Here is a 13,138-nt window from a genome sequence, read left to right on the forward strand (position 1 = left end):
GGTTAGGTTCTCAGTTTAGTAGAGAGGGAATGTGAAGTTGTAGGGGACCTGGGAGCCCGGCCGGAACCCGGCTCCCAGGAAGTTGTTACTCGCCGCCCTGGTGCTTCTGGACGATCTCGTCCGCCACAGCGCGGGGAACCTCAGCGTAGCTGTTGAACTCCATCGAGTAGACGGCGCGACCCGAGGTCTTCGAGCGCAGGTCGCCGATGTATCCGAACATCTCGGACAGCGGGACGTGCGCACGGACGACCTTGACGCCTGCGGCGTCCTCCATCGACTGGATCTGGCCACGACGCGAGTTCAGGTCACCGATCACGTCGCCCATGTACTCCTCAGGAGTACGCACCTCGACCGCCATGAGCGGCTCGAGGAGTGCCGGGCTCGCCCGACGAAGGGCTTCCTTCATACCCATCGATCCTGCGATCTTGAACGCCATCTCCGAGGAGTCGACGTCGTGGGCAGCACCATCGACGATCGTCGCCTTGACGCCGACGATCGGGTAGCCGGCGAGGACGCCGACGTTCATCGCATCCTGGAAGCCGGCATCGATCGAGCCGATGTACTCGCGCGGGATGCGACCACCGGTGACCGCGTTGACGAACTCGTACGTCTTCTCGTCGTCGAGGTCGAGCGGCTCGATGTTGAACTGGATCTTCGCGAACTGACCCGATCCACCCGTCTGCTTCTTGTGCGTGTAGTCGTGCTTCTCGACGCCCTTGCGGATCGTCTCGCGGTACGCGACCTGCGGCTTGCCGACGTTGGCCTCGACGTTGAACTCGCGCTTCATGCGGTCGACGAGGATGTCGAGGTGCAGCTCGCCCATGCCCTTGATGGTCGTCTGACCGGTCTCGGGGTTGAGCTCCGTGCGGAAGGTCGGGTCCTCCTCAGCGAGCTTCTGGATGGCGACACCCAGCTTCTCCTGGTCGGCCTTGGTCTTCGGCTCGATCGCGACCTCGATGACGGGCTCGGGGAACGTCATCGACTCGAGGACGACCGGCGAGGCCGGGTCGGTCAGGGTGTCACCGGTGGTGGTGTCCTTCAGACCGATGACGGCGTAGATGTTGCCCGCCGTGACCGAGGGGACCGGGATCTCCTTGTTGGCGTGCATCTGGAAGATCTTCCCGATGCGCTCCTTCTTGCCCTTGGTCGAGTTGATGACCTGGGCACCGGAGTCGAGCTGGCCCGAGTAGACGCGCACGTAGGTGAGGCGACCGAAGAACGGGTGCACCGCGACCTTGAACGCGAGAGCTGCGAACGGGTCGTTCGCGTCGGGGTGACGCTCGATGATCGTGTCGTAGTCCTTGGGGTCGTGCGCCTCGATCGAGCCCACGTCGAGCGGGTTCGGGAGGTAGTCGACGACCGCGTCGAGCATCGGCTGGACGCCGCGGTTCTTGAACGCGGAACCGCAGAGGACCGGGTAGATCTCGGAAGCCACGGTGAGCTTGCGGATCGCGCCCTTGATCTCGGCGACGGTCAGCTCTTCGCCACCGAAGAACTTCTCGAGCAGCGCGTCGTCGGTCTCGGCGACGGTCTCGAGGAGCTGCTGACGGTACTCGTCGGCCTTGTCCTTGAGGTCGGCCGGGATCTCCTGGATCTCGTAGGAGGCACCCATGGTGACGTCACCCTTGGAGTCACCCGCCCAGACGAGCGCGCGCATCTCGACGAGGTCGATGACGCCGATGAAGTCGTTCTCGGCACCGATGGGCAGCTGGATGACCAGCGGCTTGGCGCCGAGACGGTTGATGATGGTGTCGACGGTGAAGTAGAAGTCCGCGCCGAGCTTGTCCATCTTGTTGACGAAGCAGATGCGGGGGACGTTGTACTTGTCGGCCTGACGCCACACGGTCTCGGACTGGGGCTCGACGCCCTCCTTGCCGTCGAAGACGGCGACGGCACCGTCGAGGACGCGGAGCGAACGCTCCACCTCGACCGTGAAGTCCACGTGACCGGGGGTGTCGATGATGTTGATCTGGTTCTTGTTCCAGTAGCAGGTCACGGCGGCAGACGTGATCGTGATGCCGCGCTCCTTCTCCTGCTCCATCCAGTCGGTGGTCGATGCACCGTCGTGGGTCTCGCCGAGCTTGTGGTTGACGCCCGTGTAGAACAGGATGCGCTCGGTCGTGGTGGTCTTGCCAGCATCGATGTGAGCCATGATGCCGATGTTCCGAACCTTGCTCAGGTCGGTGAGCACGTCTTGTGCCACAGGAGTGTCCTTATCTTTTGTGCAGTCGTACTGCGAAGAGGGGGGTGTCCGCCCCCGATGTGTGATCGGGGGCGGACGAAGCTGTTTACCAGCGGTAGTGAGCGAACGCGCGGTTCGACTCGGCCATCTTGTGCGTGTCTTCACGACGCTTGACGGCAGCGCCGAGACCGTTCGACGCGTCGAGGATCTCGTTCTGCAGACGCTCGGTCATCGTCTTCTCACGACGACCCTTGGCGTAGCTGACGAGCCAGCGCAGGGCGAGGGTGTTCGCACGGTGCGGCTTGACCTCGACCGGAACCTGGTAGGTCGAGCCACCGACGCGGCGGCTCTTGACCTCGAGGGTGGGGCGCACGTTGTCGAGCGCCTTCTTCAGAGTGGCGACGGCGTCCTGACCGTTCTTCGCCTCGACGCCCTTGAGGGCGGTGTAGACGATCGACTCGGCGAGCGACTTCTTGCCGTCGACCAGGATCTTGTTGACCAGCTGGCTGACGATCGGAGCGCCGTATACCGGGTCGTTGACGACGGGACGCTTGGGGGCGGGACCCTTACGAGGCATTGGACTCAGCCCTTCTTCGCGCCGTAGCGGCTGCGAGCCTGCTTACGGTTCTTGACAGCCTGGGTGTCCAGGGCGCCGCGGACGATCTTGTAACGGACACCGGGGAGGTCCTTGACACGGCCTCCGCGCACGAGCACGAGGGAGTGCTCCTGCAGGTTGTGGCCCTCGCCGGGAATGTAGGCGGTGACCTCGGAGCCGTTGCGGAGCTTCACACGAGCGACCTTGCGCATCGCCGAGTTCGGCTTCTTCGGGGTGGTGGTGTAGACGCGGGTGCAGACCCCGGCCTGCTGCGGGTTCGACTTGAGTGCGGGCGCCTTGGTCTTGGTGACCTTGGGCGAGCGACCCTTGCGAACCAACTGCTGAATGGTTGGCACGTTCTCTCCTCATAATGCTGCACGGTGACAGCGTGATGGGTTTCACATCATGACCCACCGGCACGCCGGAATCGACGAGCTTTTGTGGTGGTGGGTATGCCGTGGGGGCGGACCGGCATGGTGCCGACGCCCAGCGCACACGCCGAGACGTGCACACACCTGACCAAGTGTAATGCCGCGTAACGTGACGGTCAAATGAGCGCCGGCATCCTCGCCATCCGATCAGCGCAGATCCCGCATCCGCGCGGCGACTCCGCCGCCCTCTCCCGTGCGACGCTCTGCGGTGACCGCGATGATGAGGAGCACCGCTCCCATCACGGCCAGCGTGATCCACCACGGCATCGACTCGACACCGCGGCCGATCTGCACCGAGAAGACGAAGACGTTCTCGATCGGCAGCACGATGAGGCCGAGCAGGAAAGGCGCGGCGAGGCGGTTGCGCGAGCCGACGAGGATCGCCGCCAGAGCGAGCACCATCACCAGGATCGCCCGCCAGGTGAGCGGGTCCGTGAAGGTCGAGACGATCGACGCGATCATCATCGTGACGATGCCCGGCGCGAGCAGCGCCCAGGAGCCGGTCCACCGTGCGGGCCAGCTGTTCAGCGTGCCGCGCTCTCCCGTGCTCTCGCCGTCGGTCCGCCGCATGGCGAGCGCGCCGGCGACCAGCAGGAACGCGCCCAGCGGCAGCGAGAACCACTCGACTCGCAGATCACGCGGGCTCCACGCCACGACGGCGGTCACGAAGGCGATGGCGAAGAGGAACCACACGGGCGGGGCGGTCGTCGCCCGCACGCTCACCCTGCGTGCGGTCGCGACCGTCGCGATCAGGTAGCCGAGCATCAGCATCCACATCGGCCAGATCGAGAACCAGTCCCGCTCGATAGCGGGCCAGGTGCCGGCGGCGAGAGCGAGTGCGGCGGGAGCCCCCAGCCAACGCGTTCTCCGCAGCGCCGAGTCGACGCCCACCGAGGCGCGAAGCGCGCGGGCGGCGAGAGCGAGCACCAGTGCGCCCACCGCACTCACGCCGAGGCAGGCGACGAAGAGGCCCAGCCCCTGCAACTGCGCGAAGTCCCAGCCGAGTCCGATGCGGATGCCCTGGAGCGGTCCGACGACTGCCGCAAGGCCCGCCACGATGAGGGTCGGGATGCGCAGCTCGCGGAGACGGTGCAGCCTCGATCCGGGCTGGGCGCGACGGACCAGAGCGTCGAGGGCGAGCAGCACCCAGGCACCGGCGAGGAGTCCTCCGACTCGCCACGAGACGCCCGTCTGACCGACCGCGTCGGGTTCGATGAGGGCGACGAGGGCGAGGATCGGACCGATCGCGACGAGCATTCCGGCGGCGAACAGCGCGGTCGCCCGACCGCCGCGGACCGTGACGACCACGGCCACGAGCGCCGCACCGAGGGACGGCGGGAGCAGATAGGCCTCGAGGAGGTCGACACCGGCGATCCCCCAGACGCACCACAGTGCTCCGGTGAACGATGCGCCCGCGACGGCCCAGGCGTAGCGGCGACCGGCGAACAGAGCGGCGGCGACGCCGCCGAGCCCGATCACGAGGAGCACGATCAGCGCGGTGCCGAGTCCCGCCGCCTCGCGACCGACCGCGAGGCCTGTGGCGATGAGCCCGGTCAGGAGTGCCGACGATTCGATCGCGATGCGTGCGGCATCGGCCGTCGCCGGGGCGTGCCCTCTCGCGACGAGCACTCCACGAACCGAGGAGGACGACGCGAGGGCGAGGGCGACGAGCACCGCGACGATCGGAAGGGCGACCGGCGACCCGCTCGAGGCGAGCAGCTGGGCCCCGAGGCAGACCACGACGACAGCGAGGGTCGGCACGAGCATCGCTGCCGCCGCTGTGCGGACGAGGCGCGTGAGTCCCGGTCGGCGCGTGAGCAGCAGCGTCAGGGCGAGGACGAACATCAGCCCGGTGGAGAGCGCGGTCCAGCCGCTGCGCTCCTCGACGACCTGCAGGACTCCGATGCCGAAGGGCACCGCGGAGACGACGAGGATCGCCTGCCACGACCTCGCGCCGATGCGCGGAAGATACGTGGCCGAGATCGCGACGAGCAGACCCGCGGATGCTGTCAGGCAGAGCTGCGCGATGCTGCCGACCCCGCCCTCGGCCAGCGCCGTCGCGACGAGGATCAGCCCGTACGCGAAGCCCGCGCCGACGGAGAGGAAGCGCAGTCGGACCGGCCGCACGGCGGCGAGGGCGCCCAGCGCGATCAGCGTCGCGATGCCCGCGAGCGGGACGGCGGATGCGTCGCGCCAGGCGACGATCACCGAGGCGACGAGAGAGACGTGGGCGCCGATGAGTAGGAGAGGGACGATGCCTCTGCCCGCCGTATGCTCCGGCGTCCGGGCCATCACCACCGCGACCGCGACGACGGCGCCCGTGAGGACGGCGATCGCCGCAGGCAGCACCAGCAGACCGCCGCAGCCGAGAACGAGCACCGCGAGTGCGCCGGACACGAGGGACACCCGCGCGGCGGGGACGGAGAGTGTGCGGATGCCGTCCCGATCGCGGGCGAGGCGACTGAAGACCGCGAGACCGGCGCAGACGGCCGCGAGTCCGGCGGGGGTGCCCCACCCCGCGAGGCCGAGAGCACCGGCACCGTCGTTCTGCCGGAGGAAGCCGGTGACGGTGGTGCCGCCGGTGATCAGGGCGTCGGCGAGCAGAGCGAGGGCCGGCACAGCGAGCACGGACAGTGCTCCCCCGGCGACCTGTCCACGCGGCACCCGCGCAGGAAGAGGAATCACCGCGCCGATCAGCACGAGCGCGACGGAGGCCGCCGCGGGGATGATCGCGAAGTACCACGAGATCGAGAGCTCCCGGATGCCGGGGACGGCGTACACGACGAGCACGATCGCCGCTGAGCCTGCCGCACCCGCGACGTAGGCCCAGACAGGTCCGAGCACCCGCCGAGCCGCGATCACGGCATGCACCGCGATCAGGGCGAGCATCCCGCTCATGGCGATCAGCGACGCGGTCTCACTTGCGAGGTCGATCCGCCATACGAGCACGAGTGCGCTCGCAGTCGCGATCAGCTGCACGGCCACGAGCGTGACGCGCTCGACCATCGGCGGCCGGAGGAACTCGGTGATGGCCGCTGCGGCGAAGGCGACGCCGATCGCGCCAGCCACGCCCGAGATCGAGCTCGCTCCCGCCGCTCCCAGCATCGCCGGGATCAGCGCGAGCGTGACCGTCGCCGTCCACTGCCAGACCCTGATGCCTCGTTGCCTGCCGGCGCCGAGCATCACGATCGAGGCGACGGCGGAGACGACCGCGGCCGTGAGCCAGGGATCCACCCCGGGCGCTGCGAGCTGTGCGACGGCGTGCACGTCGAGCCCCGCGAACACCAGCCCGAGACCACCGACCGCTTCGGCCGAGAAGCGCAGGCCCCGCCGGGAGAGCAACCATGCCCCGCCGAGGAAGAGCAGGGTGATGAGTTCGACGATCACGCTGCGCAGGGCACGATCGGCGAGGTCGGGGTTGAAGTAGGTGAAGACGATCGCGGCGACCGCGAACAGGCCGGCGCCGGCGGTCGCGAGGACCGACTGGAGCGTCGCACTGCTCTGCGGCGATGCCGGGGTCTTCTCACCGCTGCCTGCGCCCGGAGGAGCAGGGGGCTGCTGCGACTCGGCAGACGCCCCGGCATGCGGCGTCTCCGGCACGGCGACGGACACGGAGACGGATGCCGACGCACCCGCCGACGCGGATGCCGACGCGGATGCCGATACGGCTGGCACGGTGACGAGCGGGACGCGGGTGAGCGTCTCGTCGCGAGCGCGAAGCGCCGCGGCGGCTGCGAGCGATGCCTCCCAGACCTCGGTGCCGACGGGGCCGCGCAGGTCGGAGCCGCAGCGCGCGCAGCATCCGCCGTCCAGCATCCCTCGGCACACGGGGCAGCTCGTGTGGTCGAGGAGCTGCAGGGCGAGCACCTCGCCCCAGGTCGTCGAGTGCGAACCGGGTGTCGACGGGGTCACAGATGTGACGGTCATGACTGCTCCTCCGATTCGGGGACCCAGCGCAGGATGTCGCCCGGCTGGCATTCGAGCACGCGGCAGATCGCCTCGAGCGTGGTGAACCGCACTGCTTTGGCCCTGCCATTCTTGAGCACCGCGACGTTCGCGGGCGTGATCCCGATGGCGTCCGCGAAGTCCTGCACGCTCATCTTCTTGATGGCGAGCTGCACGTCGAGGTCGATGACGATCGGCATCAGACGACCTCCGACATGTCCTGCTCGAGCTCGAGCGCCTTGCGCAGGAGGCCCCGGAGCACCACCAGAAGCAGCGCGAGGGCCGCGCTCACGACGATCCCGAGGACGGCCAGCAGCGACAGCGAAAGCGACACCGCGCGGCTGGCGACGATCACGATGTAGGAGACGAGGATGATCGCTCCCGCGGCGATGAGGGCACCGAGGATGATGTCGACGTAGCGGAACGCCTCGACCCGGAAGATGCGCCCCTCCTGCACGAGGGACAGCAGGAACCAGATGCACACCAGCGTCACCTCGATGAGGCCGATGAAGACCACGCCACCGATGATCCCCGGGATCTCGAGTTGCGCGACGTCGGGATTGCGGATCGCAGTGATGCGCGCGACCGCCGGAATGACCAGGGTCTGGCTGGCCAGCAGCAGTCCGAGCAGGACGATGATCAGCGCCTTGAGAACGCGGGAGACACGAGGATGCATGAATGGCCCTATCGATCGCCAATGGGTATCTATCGAAAAACGATACCTAGCGGCGTGCGACGTCGCCACTCCCACGGCGACCTCTCAGCGGATATGCAGGCAGCGGCGCAACGGCCACCGGTGGCCGCTGGAATTGCCGCGATCTACGGCAGGTCGGGATCGAACGGCGAGTCGAGCGAGTCGGTGAGCTCGGCCAGCAGCGCCTCGATCTGCGGCTCGACATGCTGCGAGATCGCGGCCTGGATGTAGATGCGGTGCCGGAGCAGGATGCTGCAGATCTCGCGCCCCACCATGTTGGCGTACTCGTCGGCGAGCGCGACCTCCTGCCGCAGCGCCACCTTCGCCTCATCACTCAGCGGCGGGAGGGGCGGGAGGTCCGCCGTCACGTCGTCGGCCATGCCGGCGATCGTGAACAGGAACGGCGCCCCGGGGATCGGCTCCGGGTCCAGCGGCAGACCGTCGAACTCGGGATCGAGCCCGTCGGCGGGCCGGTAGCTGCGTGCGCGGTTGCGTGCGGCCTGCTGGTCGAGCTCGCGCTGCAGCATCGGCAGGTTCCGGGCGGTGTACTCGGCCACGGCATGGTCGACGATGGTCTTGATCCGCGTCGAGAGTCCGTGCTGCACGCCGTGCGGCGTGTTCGAGCCGATACCCGCCGCGGAGAGGATCGGCGACCCCAGACACCGCCGACAGGGCGCGACTCTTCCTCGATGGGTGGCCGGCTCCCACCGAGGCACCCAGCGCAGCCAGGCCTCGACGGCCTGGTCGACCTGCGTCTCCAACGAGCGCTCCACACCTAGAGCGTACGGCGCGCGCGGCACGCACGCCGCGATTTCCGCATGACGGCGGGGCGTCACTCCTCGTCTTCGCGCTCCCAGGGCCACTGCGGATGCTGAGCGCGCGTGCGCCGGAGCGCGACGCCACCCCAGGCCGCGATCGCGGCGGCGAGGACGAGTACCGCACTCGGCCCCCCTGTCACGAGGTCACCGGCCACGGCCGTCGCGACGATGAGATCGCCTCGCGCCGTGGCCACGCCGATCCATACGGCGATCAGATGCGCCAGCGCCGTCGCGATCGCGATGCCGGGAACGGCGAGGAAAGTCGGGTGCGATCGCCGCAGAGCGAACCAGAGGGTCAGAGCGAAGACGACCACGGCGACCAGCATGCCCGCAGCCCCCGGCACCTGACCGAGACCGGGGACCGAGATGATGTCACTGTCGGTCGCCACGCTCACCGCACCGAGGCCGAAGACGGCGAGGGCGAAGAAGCTGATCGCCGCGAGCACCAACGCCAGGACGACCGAAACCCCCGCGGACTCGGGTCCACGGGGGTTCGGCGATGACATGTTCGTGACTACCTCGACAGCGTCGGGCCGGCCTCGAGCGTGCGCTCGTACTCGCGCTGCGCCTCGGCGTTCAGCTCGGTCTTGCGGGCTCCGCTGCGTGCGACCCACGCACCGAACCAGATCGTCAGCTCGCGAGCGAATACGAACGCGGCGATCGCGAGGGGGTGGAAGAGCTGCGCGCCGACGAGCTCGTTGCCCTCACGCGCGCTGAGCAGCCAGAACGGCGCCTCGAACAGAGCTCCGAGGATGTGCCCGCCGTAGGCGATCAGACCGACGATGATGCCGAAGACCACCCAGAGGCCCCAGCGACCGCGGTTGATGAAAGCGCCGAGCAGCCAGAAGCCCAGGAAGAACACCACGACGGGAACCCAGTAGCCCCACGTGGTGAGCGGCGCGAGAGCCGACTCAGCGATGTTCTCGCCCGTGACGTCGCCGGCGAAAGCACCGAGGCCGAGCGTGGCGCCGAGGTAGAGGATGGCGAAGGCTACGGTGGCGAGCAGACCGATGGCACCCGCCGTGCCACGGTTGCCGCGCTCGCGGGGCGGCTCGGGAGCCTGCACGAAGATCGGCTGCTGCTGCAGGGGCGGGGCGATGATGGGCTCGGCGACTGCGGGCTCCGACGGGACGATGCGCGTCTCGGTGTCATCGACCGATGAGTACGCGGCACCGGCCAGAGCCGACTGCTCGTGTGCGACTGGCGGCGTGTAGGCCGCGGTGGCGTCGGCATCGGTGTTCCAGGACGTCGTGGTGGCGCCCTTGTCGTCATCCAGGTACTTGGGGTCGTTCAGCTCCCGCGTGGCGAAGGTGCCGGGGTGCTCGTTCTCGGCCGCTTCGAACGCGGCGAGGTCGGGGTCGACGGCAGGTGTCGTCGTCGCAGCCGGCTTCACGTCAGCAGGGTCGGTGGTGTCGGCGGGCGTGCCGGAGACACCTGCACCCGCTGCGGCGGCGGCGTCGAGTCCAGCGTTCGCGCTGTCGACGACGTCGTTGACGTCCTTCGGCCGCTCGGGCTGTGGAACCTCGGGGTCACTCATGGGGTGCGCCTCTCATCGGAAGTGTGCTCTGCGAGGTTACCGCCGCCCCTGCGCCCACTGCCGGAGGCGTGCCGACGTGTCGCTCAGCCCATGTCCGTGCGGATATCCGCGCACCCGCGACGCGTGAGCGAATCGAGGAGTCGGGGAGTCAGGGCAGCGTGGATCGAAGGGTGTCTCCGACGAGAGAGGCCACCGCGGGCATGATCGGGATCGCGAACCAGATCAGAGCGCCCACGACGCCGGTGCACAGCACACCGGCGATCCAGCTGATCGCCACGTTGCGCCCTGCGACCCGTGCCATGCCTCCACGCTACGACCGGCAGATCGAACCACCGTGTCGCAACGCCGAGGATCCGCGCCGATCAGCCCTTCGTCGCACCCGCCGTGAGCCCGCCGACGATGTAGCGCTGCAGGAAGAGGAAGAGGATCATCACCGGGATGGCGGCCATCACAGCTCCCGCCGAGAACGCCGACCAGTCCGCGTAGCGCGGGTTGGCCACGAGCTTCGTGAGACCGACGACCAGCGTCTGCTGCTCGACGTCGACGAGCATGACGCTCGCGATCACGTACTCGTTGACCGTGCCGATGAACGACAGCAGGGCGACGACCGCGAGGATCGGCGCCACCAGCGGCAGGATCATCGTGAAGAAGATGCGGGCGTGACCTGCGCCGTCGATGCGCGCGGCTTCGTCGAGCTCCATGGGCAGCGTGTTGAAGAAGCCGTACATCAGGTAGGTGTTCACACCGAGCGCGCCGCCGAGGTAGACGAGGATCAGACCCGTGTGCGTGTTGAGTCCGATGGCCGGGAACCAGTCCCCCAGTGTCGACATGAGCAGGAAGATCGCGACCACGGCGAGCAACTGCGGGAACATCTGCACGACGACGATCGTGACGAGCCCGATTCGACGTCCGGCGAATCGCATGCGCGAGAAGGCATATGCCGCGAGCGCGCCGATGAAGACGGTCACGGCGCCGGTGACGACGGCGATGACCAGCGTGTTCAGGAACCACAGTCCGTAGGGATTCTGGGGGTCGCTGAGGATGCGCACGTAGCTGTCGAATCCGAAGGCGGAGAACAGCTGATTGGACCCCGTCAGCGTTCCGCGCGGGTTCAGCGATGCCGACACGACGTACAGCAGGGGGAACAGCGCGAACGCGCTGACGACGATGGCGACGACATGTCGCCATCCGGTGTCTGCGAACCAGCCGCCGAAGGAGCGGCGACGGGGGCCGAGATTCCGCTCGACCGCGACGGGGGCGGCGGGGGCGGCGGCGCGAGTGTCCGTGGTGCTCATGTCAGTTCAGCTCCTCGAGGGCCTTGGTCTTGCGGAAGCTGATGATCGAGATCGTCGCGACCACGATGAAGATCAGGATCGTGAACGCGGATGCGAGGCCGTAGTCGCGGGTCTGGCCCGTGAACGCCACCTTGTAGACCATCGAGATCAGGATGTCGGTGTGCCCGACCGGGATGCTCACGTCGTCGAACCGCGGTCCGCCCTTGGTGAGCATGTAGATCAGGTTGAAGTTGTTGAAGTTGAACGCGAACGACGAGATCAGCAGTGGAGCCACGGTCACGAGCAGCAGCGGCAGCTTGATGCGACGGAAGACCTGCCACGGGTTCGCGCCGTCCATCACCGCCGCCTCGTTGACGTCCTCGGGGATGCCCTGCAGTGCGCCCATGCAGACGAGGAACATGTAGGGGAACCCGAGCCAGAGGTTGACCAGCAGCACCGACACCTTCGCGAGCGTCGGATCGGTGAGCCACGGGATGTCCGCTCCCCCGAAAATCACCTGGTTGATGAATCCGAAGCTCTCGTTCATCATCCCGGCCCAGACGAGGGCGGAGAGGAAGGCGGGGAACGCGTACGGGAGGATCAGGATGATCCGATAGCCGTTGCGGAACCGCATCCGCGTGTTGTTGAAGACGAGGGCGAGCAGCAAGCCGAGGAAGAACGTGGTCGCGACCGACAGCAGGGCGAACACGAAGGTCCAGATCGTCACCGAGATCAGCGGACCGCGGATGGACTCGTCGGCGACCGCCCGCACGAAGTTGTCGAAGCCGACCGTCGTCTGCCAGCCGGGCAGCAGCGCCTCGCCGTTCTCGGCGGTGAACGCCCCCTCGCCGGTGTCGGTGTAGACCGTGCCGGTCGTGGTGTCGGTGATGGTGTCGGCATCCGCGTCGTACTCGAGGGTCGAGACGTAGAGATACCCCTTCTGCCCGTCGGGGGCGCGCAGGCTGCCGTCGTTCGGGTCGTCGCTGAACGGCACCGAGAGCTTCTCGAGCTGCTCGGACAGGGTGAAGACCTTTGCGAGCGGGAGCGTCGTCCACCCGTCGACGGCCACAGCCTGGCCGCCCTCGAAGTCGGCGTCGACCTCCTGCAGCGGCTGCTCGGCCGTGCCGAGCAGGGCGTCACCGGAATCGGGGTCGGTCACGAGAAGGCCGTAGGTGCCGAGCTGCTCGACGACCGTCACCGGGTAGGTGGGGGAATCCTCGACCCGCTCCTGGGCGGAGGCGAGGAGCGAGGAGATCGCCTGATCCTTCGTGCCGTTGTGGCCGGTGCCGTAGTTCGTGAAGCCGATGTACCCCGTGTAGAGCAGCGTGAACACCTGGAAGACGATCAGGAAGATGATCCCGGGCGTCAGGTACTTCGCCGGCACCCGCCTGCGCGAGAAGTAGATGTAGTTGACCAGCACGGTGACGGCGACGACGATGCCGAGCACCAGCCACTCCTGCTGGCCGAAGAGCACGAACGCCGCATAGAGGGCGATCGCGTCGACGACCGCCAGCAGCAGGATCTTGAGCAGCATCCAGCCGATGGGTCCGGATGCGGCCTCGGCGATCTTCGCCGCCTGGCGCTGGCGCGTGGTGAGTGGAGCCGTGGGCTCAGCGAGTTCTGTCATCTCGTCCCCGTCGTCGAGCTGCCGGGGCGGACGAC

The 13,138-nt window shown here is 67.9% G+C and carries 12 protein-coding genes; all 12 read right to left on the bottom strand.

The annotated features are described in order from the left end of the window. Window positions 1-85: 85 nt before the first annotated feature. The 12 genes from fusA to OD997_RS08435 all read right to left on the bottom strand — a co-directional run bounded on the left by fusA (window position 86) and on the right by OD997_RS08435 (window position 13,103). Window positions 86-2,203 (bottom strand): elongation factor G, encoded by a 2,118-nt coding sequence (fusA, locus tag OD997_RS08380; RefSeq protein WP_434331162.1) that lies wholly within the window; start codon window positions 2,201-2,203, stop codon window positions 86-88. A gap of 85 nt (window positions 2,204-2,288) precedes the next feature. After that, the gene (rpsG, locus tag OD997_RS08385) at window positions 2,289-2,759 is read right to left on the bottom strand and encodes a 30S ribosomal protein S7 (protein WP_056117669.1); all 471 of its coding nucleotides are present in this window, start codon (window positions 2,757-2,759) and stop codon (window positions 2,289-2,291) included. 5 nt (window positions 2,760-2,764) lie between these two features. Further along, window positions 2,765-3,133, bottom strand: a complete 369-nt coding sequence (gene rpsL / locus OD997_RS08390) for a 30S ribosomal protein S12 (protein WP_056223944.1) — start codon at window positions 3,131-3,133, stop codon at window positions 2,765-2,767. Between the two features lie 222 nt (window positions 3,134-3,355). Then, on the bottom strand, window positions 3,356-7,135 hold the full coding sequence (locus OD997_RS08395) for an SCO7613 C-terminal domain-containing membrane protein (protein ID WP_434331163.1): 3,780 nt from the start codon (window positions 7,133-7,135) through the stop codon (window positions 3,356-3,358). Next, window positions 7,132-7,353: a helix-turn-helix domain-containing protein gene (locus tag OD997_RS08400; protein WP_434331164.1), complete on the bottom strand. Its 222-nt coding sequence runs from the start codon at window positions 7,351-7,353 to the stop codon at window positions 7,132-7,134. Before OD997_RS08400 ends, OD997_RS08395 begins: the two co-directional genes overlap by 4 nt. Further along, window positions 7,353-7,829, bottom strand: a complete 477-nt coding sequence (locus tag OD997_RS08405) for a DUF2975 domain-containing protein (RefSeq protein WP_434331165.1) — start codon at window positions 7,827-7,829, stop codon at window positions 7,353-7,355. The genes OD997_RS08400 and OD997_RS08405 overlap by 1 nt, the downstream gene beginning before the upstream one ends. Window positions 7,830-7,972: 143 nt before the next feature. Next, entirely contained in the window at window positions 7,973-8,620 is a 648-nt protein-coding gene (locus OD997_RS08410) for a spermidine/putrescine ABC transporter substrate-binding protein (RefSeq protein WP_434331166.1), read from the bottom strand. Between the two features lie 59 nt (window positions 8,621-8,679). Beyond that, a complete protein-coding gene (locus OD997_RS08415) occupies window positions 8,680-9,171 on the bottom strand; it encodes a hypothetical protein (protein ID WP_434331167.1) in 492 nt (163 codons plus the stop codon). An 8-nt stretch (window positions 9,172-9,179) separates the two neighbouring features. Next, window positions 9,180-10,202 (bottom strand): ABC transporter, encoded by a 1,023-nt coding sequence (locus OD997_RS08420; RefSeq protein WP_434331168.1) that lies wholly within the window; start codon window positions 10,200-10,202, stop codon window positions 9,180-9,182. Window positions 10,203-10,350: 148 nt separating this feature from the next. Continuing rightward, window positions 10,351-10,503 carry a hypothetical protein gene (locus OD997_RS08425; protein ID WP_434331169.1) on the bottom strand — a complete coding sequence of 51 codons (153 nt, stop codon included), beginning with the start codon at window positions 10,501-10,503 and terminating at the stop codon, window positions 10,351-10,353. 61 nt (window positions 10,504-10,564) lie between these two features. Continuing rightward, entirely contained in the window at window positions 10,565-11,497 is a 933-nt protein-coding gene (locus OD997_RS08430) for a sugar ABC transporter permease (protein WP_434331170.1), read from the bottom strand. A gap of 1 nt (window position 11,498) precedes the next feature. Continuing rightward, window positions 11,499-13,103: an ABC transporter permease subunit gene (locus tag OD997_RS08435; protein ID WP_434331171.1), complete on the bottom strand. Its 1,605-nt coding sequence runs from the start codon at window positions 13,101-13,103 to the stop codon at window positions 11,499-11,501. Between the last annotated feature and the right edge of the window lie 35 nt (window positions 13,104-13,138).

Origin of the sequence: Microbacterium sp. CGR1 (assembly GCF_051062835.1) — a bacterium.
Lineage (GTDB): Bacteria > Actinomycetota > Actinomycetes > Actinomycetales > Microbacteriaceae > Microbacterium.